Source organism: Janthinobacterium sp. LS2A (genome assembly GCF_036543145.1).
GTDB lineage: Bacteria > Pseudomonadota > Gammaproteobacteria > Burkholderiales > Burkholderiaceae_D > Janthinobacterium > Janthinobacterium aestuarii.
Genome location: NZ_JAZHPB010000001.1, coordinates 257,049 through 271,358 on the forward strand (window position 1 = coordinate 257,049; position 14,310 = coordinate 271,358).

Below are 14,310 nucleotides of genomic sequence, written 5' to 3' on the forward strand. Positions count from 1 at the left end.
CGCCGGACAGCGCGGTTTTATCTACCGGCCGTCAGAACGTCGCCTTGAACTGCACCCCATACGTGCGCGGTTCGTTGACGATGCCCGTCAGGTTGTCGAAATCGATCGCTCCCAGCGACTGGACCTGGTTGGTGATGTTGCGGCCGTATGCGGAGAGCTCGTATTTGTCCCATTTGTAGCCGACGCGCAAGCCGCCTTCGAGCAATTCCTTGGCCTTGTATTCCTTCGCTTCATACAGGAAGAAATTGTAGCTGGTGCGGTAGGCCCAGTCCGTGTAGGCGTAGAACTCGCCATTGGCGAGGGGAATGCTGTACTTCAGGGTGAAGTTGGTCTGCCATTCCGGCGCGCGCGGCAGCGGGTTGCCGTCGATGTAGGCCGTGCCTTTGAACGGGCCCAGCGGGTCGGTCACGGTGCAGCCGCTGGCCGGGTTGTTTTGCGCGTTGCCGCAGCTTTGCACGAACAGCTTCTTGTCCTGGATTTCCGTGTGGTTGTAGCTGCCGCCCAGGGTCATGCTGAGCGAATCGCTGAGGTTGGCCTGGAAATCGAGTTCCACGCCACGGCCCGTGGCCTTGTCGGCGTTGATCAGCTGGTTCATGTTGACAGCGCCGCTGCCGGCCGTCAATTGCTTGTCCTTGACCCGGTACTGGAACACGGCCAGGCTCAGGCGTGCGCGCTTGTCGAACAAGTCTTGCTTGATGCCTGCCTCGACGGACAAGGCTTTCTCGGCGCCGGCAAACGAAGGGCGGTCGGCCAGGCCGTTCAGGCGTCCCTGCATCGACGGCGCGCGGTAGCCGGTGGCGATGCGCGCGTAGGCATTCGTTTCCGGCGTGAGCACATAGGTGCCGCTCAAGTCCCAGCTGACGTTGTGCGACGTGTCGTTCAGGTTGAAGGGACCGGCCGTGGTCGCTTCCACGCGCTTGGCCGAGAAATCCTTCTTGTCGGTCGTGTAGCGCAGGCCGGCGCGCAGTTTCAGGGCGTCCGAGACCGTGTAGTTGAGCGAGCCGAAGGCCGCGTACGACTTCGAGCTCTGGTTTTGCGTCGCGTAGTTCGGGCTTTGCGGATTGCCGGGCGCCAGGCTGTTGAAGCCGATGCTGTCGATCTGGATATCTTCCTTGAAGTAGAACAGGCCGCCTATCCATTGCAGCGGGCCGCGGGCAGACGACTCGGCGCGGAATTCCTGCGAAATCTGCTTGTGGTTGGGGATTACGTCGGCCGTTTCCACGACGAAGGGGATGAAGCCGGGGCCCATCGGCGGCGCGTATACGGCGCCATAGCCGCCGTCGACGTCGGCGCGGCTGAAGAAATCGAGTTTTTCGTAGCCGGTGATCGAATGCAGGGTGACGCCCGGCAAGTCCCATTTCAGGCGCATGCTGCCGCCCTTGGTTTTCAGGTGCTGGCGGTTGATGCCGTCGGTCGGGTAGTTATCGTAATCAAAGCCGTCGACCAGGTCATTCGTGCCCTGTTTCAGGATATTCGCGCGGAACAAAGTGGCCGTGCCATCGAGGTTGCGCGCATGCACGTTGAACAGGGCGCTGAAGTCGCGCGTGGGCTTGACCAGCACCTGCAGACGGGCGGCGCTGTCTTCATAGCCTTCGAAGTCGCGCGTGCCGGTGGGGCGCGGGTTGTGCACGCGGTCGTCGCGGCGTTGCGTCTGGCCGGAAAAGCGCAGGGCGACGGTGTCGCTGACGGGCACGTTGAAGGCGCCTTCCAGGTTCTTCATGCCATCCTTGCCGAAGCCGCCGCTCAGGTAGCCTTCCGTCTTGAAGACGGGCTTGGCGGAATCGAACTTGATCACGCCGGCCGGCGAGTTGCGGCCGAACAGGGTGCCTTGCGGGCCGCGCAGCACCTCGACCTGGTCGACGTCAAACACGGGAAAACCCTTGAGCATGGCGTTTTCCTGCACCACGTCATCCATCACCAGGCCCACCGGCTGCGAGGCGTTCAGGTCGAAGTCGGTATTGCCCAGGCCGCGAATGTAGAAGCGGGGGAAGGTGCGGCCGTAATCCGATTCGACGGAGACGCTGGGCGAGCGGCTGTTGAGGAAGCGGATGTCGGCGCCGCCGGCCGTCAGGGTGTCGAGTTTGTCCCCCTTCAGGGTGGCGATCGACATGGGTACGTCCTTGATGTTTTCCGCGCGCCGCTGCGCCGTCACGATCACCGTTTCCAGCTGGCCAGGACCGGCCTGTGCCGCCGGAGCGGCAGGGGCGTCGGCGGCCGGCGCCGGGATGTTGTCCTGTGCCATCGCCTGCAAGGGGAAGGCGGCAGCGATTGCCAGGGCAATCAGGGTGTGGCGTACTGTGCTGGCATGCGGTGTCATCATGAAACGGCTCCTGTCGGTCGAGGTTGTTGGGGGCATGCAAGCTGGCGCTGGCCAGCTGAACGAAAAATCATGCTAGCACGGAAAGTTTTGGTATTCATGCCATTTTCCAGCGGCGGCTATTCATATCTGTTTCGACTGAATACACGAATAAAATCGTATTTGTCGTCAATATCTGGTGGGTGCATAGTGGAGTGCCGGCAGGCTTGTGCGAGCGCAACAGCGGCCTGGCATGGTGGTGGAGTTTCCTGCGGGAGCGCAAACAGAGCGATGGTTTTTGCGGCGCTGCCTGTGCCCGGGCACGGGAAATACAACAACTGCCGCGGATTTTTTTGGAACGGGGCTTGTTGTTGCTGCGCGACAGGAAGGCGACGCCTGCGGCTATCTCCCTGTGCGTGTGACGTGGGGCACGCGTGACCGCATGCCCGGTCTGGTCAATTAAAACTCTTCCCAATCGCCGGCCGTCACGGCTTCCGCTTGTACCGAACGGTGTTTTGCCGGTGTGGCCTGGCGCTTGACGGGGCTGCTGGCAGGCGCCGGTACCAGGCGCAGCGGCTTGCGGCTGGCGCGCGCTGGCGTGGGTGCCGCCACCGCTACATGGCTGTCGTGCGTCTTGAAGATGCTCACGGTTTGCACCAGGTGGCTGGCCTGGTCGCGCAGCGATTCGGCCGCCGCCGCCGCTTCTTCCACCAGGGCCGCGTTTTGCTGCGTGACGCTATCCATCTGGGCGACAGCTTGGTTGATCTGCTCGATGCCGGTGGACTGTTCCTGGCTGGCCACCGTGATTTCCGCGATGATGTTGCTGACGCGGGCGACGCTGGCAACCACCTCGGACATCGTCGTGCCCGCTTGCGCTGCCAGCCTGGAGCCCGCATCGACGCGGCTCACGGAATCATCGATCAGCGCCTTGATTTCCTTGGCCGCGCTGGCGCTGCGCTGCGCCAGGCCGCGCACCTCAGTGGCCACGACGGCGAAGCCGCGGCCCTGTTCGCCGGCACGCGCCGCTTCCACTGCTGCATTCAGGGCCAGGATATTGGTCTGGAAGGCGATGCCGTCGATGACGCTGATGATGTCGACAATCTTGCGCGACGACTCGCTGATCAGGTCCATGGTGCCCATCACTTGGCCCACCACGGCGCCACCCTTGCTGGCGACCTCCGATGCCGTCGTGGCCAGCACATTGGCTTCGCGGGCATTTTCCGCATTCTTGCGCACGGTGCTCGTGAGTTCTTCCATCGAAGACGCGGTTTCTTCCAGTGAACTGGCTTGCTGTTCCGTGCGCAGCGACAGGTCGCTATTGCCGGTGGAGATTTCCTCGGCGGCCAATGAGACCGTGTCGGAATCCTGGCGCACGGAAGACACTACCGAAGTCAGCGACTCCTGCATGCGCTGCAGCGCCGACAGCACGCTGACGCTATCGGTCGGTGCAACACTGAGTTTGCCAGTCAGATCGCCAGCGGCAAGCAGGCTGACGGCGTCGCACAGCTGTTTCGGTTCTGCGCCCAGCGCCTTGAGCAGGCTACGCGTGATGAGCCAGCCAGCCAGGCCCGCCAGCACGATGGACAGCAAGCTGGCGCCGATGAGGATATTCCTGTTGAGAATGTAGTGCTCCTTGTCTTCCTGCAGGATGACGGCGGAGTGCCTGTCCGTCAGGGCGAAATATTCATCGCTGGCGGCGACGAGGGCGGCCAGCAGCGGGCGGCATTCCTCGTTCATCTTGACGATGGCTTGTTCGGTTTTCTTTTGCAGCGCCAGGTCGACGATGCCTAGCGCCACGGGAGCATAGCGTTTTTCGATGCTGTCGATCTTGCTGATGATGGCGCGCACCTCGTCCGATACTTCCGGCTGCTGTGCCAGTTGCAGCAGCTGCTGCATGTTCTTGACGACATCGGCATGCGCCTGCAAGACCTGCTTGCGTTCGATTTCCAGGTCTTCCGGTTTGGTGACGAGCACCAGGTTCCTGGCCGCCACGGCACGCATGTCGATCGCGTCACGCACGCGGTGCGCCGTATTGGCGCGGGCCGTGATGCCGTTGACATACTGGTCAAAGCCGGCGTTGAAGGTGGAAAAACTCCGCACGGACAGGATCGAGATGCCGATGAGGAAAAAGACCAGCAGGCCGAAAGCCAGAGTGAGCTGGGTGCGTACGGTGAATTTATCCATGATGTCTCTCCCAAAATACGTGGTGACGATTAGAAAGGGGGCTTGCGTGTGACGGGTGGCAGGCACTTGCCTGGCAGCGGGTCATGCCTTACGCAGTGCTTTTCTATCCAGAACACGGATTCGTGGTGCGAGGATCGAATTAATTCAAAAAACCGATTTAGATAATTTATTTGTTTTATTTATTAAATTCATTGTTACACAAAAAATTCATTAAATCAATCAGATTTTGCGTGTCAAAAAACAACTTTTCGACATGGGATACTTGTTCAGACAGGTATCGGCGTACCTTGGTGAAAGGTCATTTGCCAGCGGCCATCGCGCCACTTCCACAGCGAACTGCGCAAGCTGGCGCCGGCGGGCAGGGCGCCCCCGGCGTGGCGCTGCGAGCGGTAGGTCACGAAGGCTACATCGTTGGCCAGCAAGCGGGCCTGAAAATCGCTGATGCTGCGCAGGCAAAAGTCCTCCGCCGGCAAGTCCGCCAGGGTCGCCGCGCGCGTCCACAGCGTGCCCGAGCTGCCGAATTCGATGAACTCGTCGGCCAGCAATGCCGCCAGCCTGGCGCTGTCGGCGCGCACGGCCTGGCTTTGCAGCGCCGCTTCCAGCGCCTGCAGATGTGCCGCCAGATCCGCGGCGTCCGGCCCCTCCGGCCCCGTCATTAGATGGGAAACGCGCCGGCGCCCGATACATTCAGGCAGGCGACCTTGTCGCTGGAAAAATACTTGATTTGTCCCAGGCCGATGGCGTAGCAGCCGTCGCTGAGCGGGGAAATGGGGCCGGTGAGTTTTTCACCGTTGATCAAGGTCACCACCCAGGGCGTGGTGGCCGGTTTGCCTGCGTGGGTCAGGGCGTGTTGTACCAGGTCTGACATGCTGCCTCCAAAGAAATGTGGTTGGGCAGATGATAGCAGTGCGCGGCCGTTTTAAGCGTCGGCCAGCAGATTCTTGGGCAGCGCCACCGACGTGAGTTTCCAGCTCCACAGGCCATCGCGCATCAGGGTCAATTCGCCGATATGGCTTTTGCTGTGGGCGCGCTGCACCATGACGCTGTTCCAGGAGGTGTAGCGCAGTTTGTAGTCGGGCTTGGTGTTGCGCTTGCGGCCGCTGATGTCGCTGACCTTGGCGAGTGGCTTTTCGTAGCGGTCATTGAGCTTCATCAAGGCGACGATGCCTTCGGGCATCAGCATGGTGTCGAGCAAGGGATCGATGACGTCGGGACTGATGTCGTCGGCCACTTCCGGCGCCGAGAACAGGGCATGCAGTTGCTGCCCGAGACTGCCGCGCAGCTGTGGCAGGTCGATCTGTGCAGCCAGGGCCTGGCTATCCTCGTCCATGGTGGCCGCGCGGATCTTGTCCATGGTGAAATACGGGCTGCCATAGAAGACGCCGGCCAGCGAGACCAGTACCGCTACAGCGAGAAACATCAATCTTTTCATCTGCGATCTCTCGGATCCCTGGCGACCCGGTGCGCCTGAAGTGTTGGCATTCTACATAATATTTCCCAAAATCAATATGGCGGTTTAGGTAAGTGTTGTTTTAGATCAAGTTTCGTCAGAGTAATTCCGGCGGCAAGGTAATGTCCGCCAGTTTCCAGTCCCAAATGCCATGGCGGCGCAGCAGGAACTGGCTGGCGGCGGGGCCGGCGCCGCTGCGCCGCAGCACCACTTCATTCCACGAGCGGTACGCCATGCCGAAGTCGTGGCGCTTGCCGTCCGCTCCCTGCTTGCCGTGCAAGATCAATACCGTAATGCCGGGCGGCGAGACGATGGTGTCGAGCATTTCCTTGAAATCGTCTTCATTGGCCGTCTCGCCGGCCGCCCGCAACTGGCGCGCCACGCTGGCGCGCACGGCGGGCAGGTCAGCCTGCTGCGTCAGGGTTTCCAGGCGCACGGATTTTGCCGCGATGCTGATGCGGTACATGGCGATGTAAGGGCTGACCCAGGTGAAGCCGATGGCGGCAACGCCAAAAATGATCGCGGTGGCGTACTTTCTTTTCATGTGATGGATTTTGGCGGTGCTCCGGCTTTTTTGCGACAGGAGGCATGTGTAGTCCCCCGGCTTGCTTCGCCCTCAGGCTGTCTGTCGAATGGATGGATTAGTAGCCGCCGATGATCTGATATTCCAGGCCATGATTATCGGCATTCCGTATCTGCATTTTGATCTTCCTGAAGGTGATTTCAGTAGGAAAGCTGGTGATGTCATACGATAAGTCTTGCGAAAATGAAGGACGCGCCAAGTCGCCAAGGTATTCCCGGTAAGCGATGCGCAAGGTCTTGTTACTGTAGCCTTGGTATAGCAGTTGCGAGTTGATTGATCTGTCGATGGGCGCCGTTTCTATGCCCTGACCGAACTTGATACCTGGCGTAATGTCTTCATGCCACCAGCTCAGGTCGCTTGCCACCATGACTTGATCCAGTAGGCCATCATTATCGCGGTCAGCAAAACAGGCATTTTTGGTCATTCCTGGCAGCAGCATATTAAACACCCCACGTTCGGTGCAGTAAGCTGGCTTGCCTTCGACATCGGCGCGATACAGGAAGTCGCCTTGGATAACCGCCACGCGCCCACCGCCGATCGACATGGCACGCCCATCGTAGACTTGATAGCCGGACTTGCTGGTGTACTGGAATGTGGACAGCAGCGCTTCCCCGGCCGTGACTTTCGAAATCACGTTTAACTGTGGGGCGTGACCAATCCGTTGAGTCGTACGGCTTGTTTCGCGCACTTCCATGGTGGCACAGGCGCTGAGAGCCAGCGATAAGATCAGTACACTGCTTAACTTTTTCATTGATTTCCTTGAGTGTTAAAGGCCGTCATGCAATGAGCATGCTTTCATCCGCTGTATTTCCTGCGCATTGCGCGGGGGAGTTGAATAGCCTGGAGCGCATGTTATCTAAATATTTCCAGATGATAAGTTCAGTTGCCTGTTAAAGAAAGGACGAGTTATCTCTTCTTGCAAATTTTTAGGCAGGGCTTGCATGCCGCAAGATGGTGTAGCATTCGTGCCGGCGCGGACCATCGCGCCGCAATATTGAGGACAACCATGAATATCACTATCAATCAGGTGCTGCAGTCGTATATCGACCCGCTCACCGCCAGCGAGTACGCGGCGCTTGAGCGCAGCCTGCTGGCCGAAGGCTGCCGCGATGCGCTGGTGCTGTGGAACGACGTGCTGATCGACGGGCATAACCGCTACGCCATCTGCCGCCAGCACGGCATCGAATTCAAGACCATCCAGAACACCAGCTTTAGCTCGCTCGACGACGTCATGCTGTGGATGATCGACAATCATTTGGCGCGCCGCAGCGTGTCGGACTTCCAGCGCGGCGTGCTGGCCCTGCGCAAGAAGGAAATCGTCGCCGCGCGCAGCCCGGCCCCCGTCAGCGCCCAGGATGCGCCCGACGGCGAAAACGCGCCCAAGCCCCCCATGAGCACGCGCGAAGAAGTGGCCAAAGCGGCGCGGTTGAGCAGCAACCAGATCAGCCAGATCGAGAAGATCCAGAAAGCGGCGTCGCCGGAACTGGTGGAAGCCGTCCGTTCGGGCACGATCTCCATCAATGCGGCGGCCACCGTGGCATCCCTGCCGCCGGAAGAACAGGTGGCAGCCGTCGCCGGTGGTAAAAAACTGCTGCGCCAGGCGGCCAAGGAAATCCGCGAACAGCGCGCTGCCACGCGCACGCCGCGCGAGCCGAAGGTGCATGTATCTCAGGATACGCCGGAGACGGGCAATGAGCCTTGGGCGGACAACGCGGCCCAGGCTCCGTCCGAAGCGGAGCGCCTGCGCGGCGAGATCGCCAGCCTGAAACAGAAGGTGGCGCAGCTGCAGGCGGAAAATGTGGAACTCAACCAGCGGATTGCAACTCTCATCGACGCATCCTGATTATTGGAGTAGTGAATGCCAGCTCGCCGTGCCTTGTTTGCCGCCATCGCCTGCGGCGCCGTCGCCGCTCCTCCCGTGCTGGCCGCGCCCGCCGTTTCTGTCACTGACGTGGCCCGGTGGCAGGTGCAGGCCGCCCATGTCAGTATCGCGCGCGACACGTGGGGCGTGCCCCATGTGACGGGCAAGACGGATGCGGATGCCGTCTTTGGCCTGATGTATGCGCAGGCCGAGGACGATTTCCCGCGCGTGGAACTCAATTACATCAACGCCATGGGGCGGCTGGCGGAAGTGGAGGGCGAACGGGAGCTGTACCGCGACCTGCGCATGAAGCTCTTCATCGACCCGCTTGAGCTGCAGGCGCAGTACCGCGCCAGCCCGCCGTGGCTGCGCAAGTTGATGGATGCGTTTGCCGATGGATTGAATTTTTACCTGGCCACGCATCCGCACGTCAAACCCAGACTGATCGCGCATTTTGAGCCGTGGATGGCCTTGAGTTTCAGCGAGGGCAGCATCGGCGGCGATATCGAATCGATCAACCTGGCGCAGTTCGAAGCGTTTTATGGTCAGCAGGCCAGGCCCGCCACCGTGGCGCTGGCCAGCGTGGAAACTGGATTGGAGCCTGAACCGAGCGGCTCGAACGGTTTCGCCATCGCGCCCGCGATCACGAAAAATGGCCATGCGCTCTTGATGATCAACCCGCACACCTCGTTCTACTTCCGTCCCGAAGTGCAAGTCACCAGCGGCGAAGGCTTGAATGCATATGGCGCCGTTACCTGGGGTCAGTTCTTCGTCTACCAGGGTTTTAACGACCGCCTCGGCTGGATGCATACCTCGGGTGGCGGCGACGTCATCGACGAATACCTGGAAAGCATCGTCGACAAGGATGGCGCCTGGTTCTACCGCTATGACGGCGGCCTGCGCGCCTTGAAATCCGTGCCGATTACCTTGCCATATAAACTGGCGAACGGCGGCATGGGCTCGAAAACCATCACCGTCTACTACAGCCATCACGGCCCCATCGTGCGCGCGCTGGATGGTAAATGGGTGGCCGTGCGCCTGATGAACGAACCGTTGAAGGCGCTGACGCAGTCGTACACGCGCACCAAGGCGCGCGATTACGCCGCGTTCTACCAGACCATGGAATTGCGCACGAATTCGTCGAACAATACCGTGTACGCGGATGCGGATGGCAATATCGCCTACTTTCATGGCAATTTCATCCCCGTGCGCGACCCGCGCTTCAACTGGAAGCAGCCCATCGACGGCAGCGACCTGGCCACGGAATGGAAAGGGCTGCACACGGTGGCGCAAACCATCACCCTGTTCAACCCGAAGAATGGCTGGATACAGAACACGAACAACTGGCCGTATTCGGCGGCCGGCGCCAACAGCCCGCGCCAGCAGGATTATCCCGCCTACATGTCCGTGTATGGCGAAAACGCGCGCGGCCTGCATGCCGTCAAGGTTTTCCAGAATAAAACAGGTTTTACCCTCGACAGCCTGATCGCCGCCTCGTACGACAGCGAACTGACGGCGTTCGAAGCGCTGCTGCCGCCGCTGTTCGCGGCGTACGATGCGTTGCCGGCCGGTGACGCGCAACAGCTGGCGCTGGCCGACAAGGTGGCCTTGCTTCGCGCCTGGGACTGGCGCTATTCGCTGACGTCCACCGCCACCTCGCTGGCCGTTTTCTGGGGCCAGGAGCTGGCCGAGCTGGCAGGGAAACAGGCGCGCGAGCAGGGCGTACCCGTGGTCGATTTTCTGGCGACGGAGAAGGTCACGGCGGCGCAACGGCTGGCTGCCATGGCGACGGCGGCCGATAAACTGCAGCGCGATTTCGGCAACTGGCAAACGCCATGGGGCGAAATCAACCGCTTCCAGCGCCTGACGGGCGACGTGGTGCAGCCCTTCGACGATGCGCAACCGAGCTTGCCTGTGCCTTACGCGTCGGGCAACTGGGGTGCGCTGGCCGCGTATGGACAGAGCAGCAAGAGCACCACGCGCAGGATTTACGGCGAGCGTGGCAACAGCTTTGTCGCGGCCGTGGAATTCGGCCCGCGCATCAAGGCGAAAAGCATCCTTGCCGGTGGCCAGAGCGGCGACCCGACATCGCCGCATTTCAAGGACCAGGCGGCCATGTATGCGCGGGGCGAATTCAAGGAGGTGCTGTTTTATCCCGAAGACGTGGCGAAGCACCTGGAGCGCAGGTACCGGCCGGGGGAGTGAAGTTGGTGAGGTGTCGGATTACGCCCTCGCGGGCTAATCCGACCTACCTGCCACGGCATACTGTAGGTCGGATTAGCGTAGCGTAATCCGACAATCGCCGCATTAAATCGCATCAAGTTCGTAGGTCGGATTAGCGCAGCGTAATCCGACAAGCACCGCATTAAAACGCATCAAGTTCGTAGCCGTAGGTCGGATTAGCGCAGCGTAATCCGACAATCACCCCCTCAAATCGCATCCAGCGCCGTGCGCAGATCATGCCGCAAATCCTCGATATCCTCGATCCCCACCGACAGCCGGATCAAGCCATCGCCGATGCCCAGCCTTGCCCGTTGTTCGGCCGGGATGCTGGCATGCGTCATCAGGGCGGGGTGCTCGATCAGGCTTTCCACGCCGCCCAGGCTTTCGGCCAGGGCGAATACCTCGCAGCGCTCGAGGAAGCGCCGCGCACCGGCCAAATCCGTGTCCAGGTCGATCGAGATGATGCCGCCGAAACCGTCCATCTGGCGCTGCGCCAGCGCGTGCTGCGGGTGCGAGGCCAGCCCCGGATAAAACACTTTGCGCACTTCCTTCTGCTGTTCCAGCCACTGCGCCAGGGCCAGGGCGCTTTCGCAATGGCGCTGCATGCGGATAGCCAGGGTTTTCACGCCGCGCAACGCTAAAAAACTGTCGAACGGGCCGGCAATCGCGCCCACCGAGTTTTGCAAAAAGCCCAGCTGTTCGCGCCAATCCGCCTGGCGTTCTTCCGCGCCGACGATGGCGATGCCGCCGATGATGTCCGAGTGGCCGTTCAAATACTTGGTGGTCGAATGGACGACGATGTCGAAGCCGTGTTCCAAAGGGCGCTGCACCAGCGGGCTGGCAAACGTGTTGTCGGCCACGGCGATGATGCCCCGTGCGCGGCAGATGTCGGCGATCGCCCGCAAGTCGGCCAGTTTCAGCATGGGATTCGTCGGCGTTTCCACCCACACCATCTTCGTATCCGGGCGCAGCGCGGCCAGCAGATTCTCGGGATTGGTCAGGTCGGCATAGTTAAATTCGTGACCGGCCGAGCGGCGGCGCACGCGCTCGAATAAACGGTAGGTGCCGCCGTACATATCGTCGCCGGCGACGATATGGCTGCCTGCATCGAGCAATTCCAGCACGGACGAAATGGCGGCCAGGCCCGAGGCGAACGCGAACGCGGCGCTGCCGCCTTCCAGGTCGGCCACGCAGCGCTCGAGCGCCCAGCGCGTGGGATTGTGCGAGCGGCCATAGTCGAGGCCCTTGTGCACGCCGGGGCTGTCCTGTACGAAGGTGGAGGTGGCGTAAATGGGCGGCATGATGGCGCCCGTCGACGGGTCGGGCGACTGGCCGGCGTGGATGACGCGCGTGGCGAGGCGGCTCTTGCGGGTGGTTTCCTGGCTCAAGATAGTGTCCTGCGTAAGTGGTTGAGAAGGTCGAAGCGGGTGATCAGGCCATAGAAGGCGGCATCGTCGGCAACGACGGCCGTCAAGCCCCGGTCCAGGGTGGCGCGCAGGGCGGGCAAGCCGCTTGACGGCGCCAGGGTTTCGATTTGAGTCGTCATGGTGGCGCCCACCAGCGAGGCGAAATGGGCGGCGTCGCCGGAGACGTGCAGCAGCAAGTCCGATTCGTCGATGATGCCGGCCAGTTTTCCGCCGTCGATGACGGGCAGCTGCGCCAGGTCGCTGGCGCGCATGCGGTTGAAGGCCGTGAGCAGGGTGTCGCCCGGGGCCACGCTGACGACGTCGCCCTCGTCGTAGCGGCGTCCGATCAGGTCGCGCAAGTCGCCGGACACGGCGCGCTGCAGCAAGCCCTGGTCGCGCATCCAGCCATCGTTGTAGACCTTCGACAGGTAGCGCGTCCCCGTGTCGCAGACAAAGGTGACGACGCGCTTCGGCGTCGTCTGCTCGCGGCAGTATTTGAGGGCGGCGGCCAGCAGCGTGCCGGTGGACGAGCCACCTAAAATGCCTTCGGCGCGCAGCAGGGCGCGCGCGGAATCAAAGCTTTCCTGGTCCGTGATGGTGTAGGCCTTCGTCACGCTGTCCATGTCGGCGATAGCCGGGATGAAATCTTCGCCGATGCCTTCGACGGCCCACGAGCCGCTCGTGTCGGCCACTTTGCCCGTGTCGATGTATTCGGTGAGGATGGAGCCTTGCGGATCGGCCAGCACGAATTCCAGCTTGGGCTGCGCCTTGCGGAAGTAGCGGGTCAGTCCCGTCAGGGTGCCGGACGAACCGACGCCGACGACGATGGCGTCGACGTCATGGCCGCTTTGCTCCCAGATTTCGGGCGCCGTCGTCGTTTCGTGGGCCAGCGGATTGGCGGGATTGTTGAACTGGTCGGCGAAGAAGGCGCCCGGCAGTTCGCGCGCCAGGCGCGCCGCGTAATCCTGGTAGTACTCGGGATGGCCCTTGCCCACGTCCGAGCGCGTGGTGTGCACTTCCGCGCCCAGGGCTTTCAGGTGCAGCACTTTTTCCGTCGACATCTTGTCGGGTACGACGAGAATCACGCGGTAGCCCTTGATGCGGCCCACCAGCGCCAGGCCGATGCCCGTGTTGCCGGCCGTCGCCTCGACGATGGCGCCGCCCGGCTGCAAGCGGCCGTCCGCTTCGGCCGCCTCGATGATGGACAGTCCGATGCGGTCCTTGATGGAACCGCCGGGGTTTTGCGATTCCAGTTTCAGGAACAGCTGGCACAGGCCCGTGTCGAGCCTGGTCACTTCGACCAGCGGGGTATTGCCGATCAGCTTGTATAGCGCTGGCGGCTGGGATGGGGATGGCATTCGATCATTCATGGTGGCTCCTGTCAGAGAAACAACGGCTCCGGATTGTGTCCCGAGCCGCCTTCCGTGCCGCGCAGTGTAGGCGGGCGGACGAGTGCGGCGAACGAATGTTTATATGCTTGCATATGCGCGCTTCGCATATCGGCGGCAAGGTTCGCGATGCGAGTATGCGCCGTTTTTTGCCCGCTTGCCGCGCCAATGGCGCGACTATTAAGCTGCCGCAAGCGCGCCATTGCGATTTATAATCACGCCTCGAAAAGATGCTGAACAGTATCCAGAATAATCAGACAGACAGGGCAGGCGGCAGTGGCAAAACTTTATTTCCGGTATTCCGCGATGAACGCGGGCAAGTCGACGGCCTTGTTGCAGGTCGCGCACAACTATGAAGAGCAGGGCCAGCAGGTGCGCCTGTACACGGCCGCCATCGACAGCCGCTACGGCGTGGGCCGGGTCACCTCGCGCCTGGGCCCGCAGCGCCAGGTCGATATCTTCCATGCCGACACGAATTTCCTCGACGATATTCCCCAGGTCGCCTGTTTGCTGGTGGATGAGGCGCAATTTCTCAGCACGGCCCAGGTGCAGCAGCTGCACCAGCTGGCGCAAGTGAAGGGCGTGCCCGTCATCTGCTACGGCTTGCGCACGGATTTCAAGGGCGAACCGTTCCCCGGCTCGGCCTATCTGCTGGCGCTGGCCGACGATATCGAGGAATTGAAGAATATTTGTACTTGCGGCAAGAAGGCCACGATGAACATCCGCGTGGATGAGCAGGGCCGCCGCATCAAGGAAGGCGAGCAGATCAGCATAGGCGGCAACGAGAGTTACCGCCAGGCGTGCGGGCGCTGTTTCTATGCCTGATTTACAACGCCTAGCAAAACCGTAGCGAGCGGAAGGAAGTTGTGGTTGAGAAGCGCAACTGTACGAAGGTACAGTGAGCATCGCAGACCGCAAA

General features: G+C 61.4%; 12 protein-coding genes. 3 read left to right on the forward strand and 9 right to left on the reverse strand.

Annotated features, from left to right (window positions below; genetic code table 11):
• Nucleotides 1-31: 31 nt before the first annotated feature.
• The 7 genes from V3C40_RS01245 to V3C40_RS01275 form a co-directional block, all read right to left on the reverse strand.
• The gene (locus V3C40_RS01245) at nucleotides 32-2,317 is read right to left on the reverse strand and encodes a TonB-dependent receptor (RefSeq protein WP_319991884.1); all 2,286 of its coding nucleotides are present in this window, start codon (nucleotides 2,315-2,317) and stop codon (nucleotides 32-34) included.
• 438 nt (nucleotides 2,318-2,755) lie between these two features.
• Complete coding sequence (locus V3C40_RS01250) at nucleotides 2,756-4,480, reverse strand: methyl-accepting chemotaxis protein (protein WP_331776250.1); 1,725 nt, start codon at nucleotides 4,478-4,480, stop codon at nucleotides 2,756-2,758.
• 266 nt (nucleotides 4,481-4,746) lie between these two features.
• Entirely contained in the window at nucleotides 4,747-5,136 is a 390-nt protein-coding gene (locus V3C40_RS01255) for a nuclear transport factor 2 family protein (RefSeq protein ID WP_331776251.1), read from the reverse strand.
• Nucleotides 5,136-5,348, reverse strand: a complete 213-nt coding sequence (locus V3C40_RS01260; RefSeq protein WP_034755154.1) for a hypothetical protein — start codon at nucleotides 5,346-5,348, stop codon at nucleotides 5,136-5,138. Before V3C40_RS01260 ends, V3C40_RS01255 begins: the two co-directional genes overlap by 1 nt.
• Nucleotides 5,349-5,399: 51 nt before the next feature.
• Nucleotides 5,400-5,900 (reverse strand): DUF2939 domain-containing protein, encoded by a 501-nt coding sequence (locus tag V3C40_RS01265; RefSeq protein WP_331776252.1) that lies wholly within the window; start codon nucleotides 5,898-5,900, stop codon nucleotides 5,400-5,402.
• 127 nt (nucleotides 5,901-6,027) lie between these two features.
• A complete protein-coding gene (locus tag V3C40_RS01270; protein WP_331776253.1) occupies nucleotides 6,028-6,474 on the reverse strand; it encodes a DUF2939 domain-containing protein in 447 nt (148 codons plus the stop codon).
• A gap of 97 nt (nucleotides 6,475-6,571) precedes the next feature.
• The gene (locus V3C40_RS01275; protein WP_331776254.1) at nucleotides 6,572-7,264 is read right to left on the reverse strand and encodes a hypothetical protein; all 693 of its coding nucleotides are present in this window, start codon (nucleotides 7,262-7,264) and stop codon (nucleotides 6,572-6,574) included.
• A 255-nt stretch (nucleotides 7,265-7,519) separates the two neighbouring features.
• On the opposite strand from V3C40_RS01275, the gene V3C40_RS01280 reads away from it, so the two are divergent.
• Both V3C40_RS01280 and V3C40_RS01285 read left to right on the forward strand, forming a co-directional pair.
• The gene (locus tag V3C40_RS01280; protein ID WP_331776255.1) at nucleotides 7,520-8,356 is read left to right on the forward strand and encodes a hypothetical protein; all 837 of its coding nucleotides are present in this window, start codon (nucleotides 7,520-7,522) and stop codon (nucleotides 8,354-8,356) included.
• 15 nt (nucleotides 8,357-8,371) lie between these two features.
• Nucleotides 8,372-10,579 (forward strand): penicillin acylase family protein, encoded by a 2,208-nt coding sequence (locus V3C40_RS01285; protein WP_331776256.1) that lies wholly within the window; start codon nucleotides 8,372-8,374, stop codon nucleotides 10,577-10,579.
• Nucleotides 10,580-10,803: 224 nt separating this feature from the next.
• Here the strand turns inward: V3C40_RS01285 and V3C40_RS01290 are convergent, their stop codons facing one another.
• Entirely contained in the window at nucleotides 10,804-11,985 is a 1,182-nt protein-coding gene (locus tag V3C40_RS01290; RefSeq protein WP_331776257.1) for a trans-sulfuration enzyme family protein, read from the reverse strand.
• Complete coding sequence (locus tag V3C40_RS01295; RefSeq protein ID WP_442907204.1) at nucleotides 11,982-13,373, reverse strand: pyridoxal-phosphate dependent enzyme; 1,392 nt, start codon at nucleotides 13,371-13,373, stop codon at nucleotides 11,982-11,984. Before V3C40_RS01295 ends, V3C40_RS01290 begins: the two co-directional genes overlap by 4 nt.
• Before the next feature lie 294 nt (nucleotides 13,374-13,667).
• On the opposite strand from V3C40_RS01295, the gene V3C40_RS01300 reads away from it, so the two are divergent.
• Nucleotides 13,668-14,216 carry a thymidine kinase gene (locus V3C40_RS01300; RefSeq protein WP_072453233.1) on the forward strand — a complete coding sequence of 183 codons (549 nt, stop codon included), beginning with the start codon at nucleotides 13,668-13,670 and terminating at the stop codon, nucleotides 14,214-14,216.
• Nucleotides 14,217-14,310 lie beyond the last annotated feature (94 nt).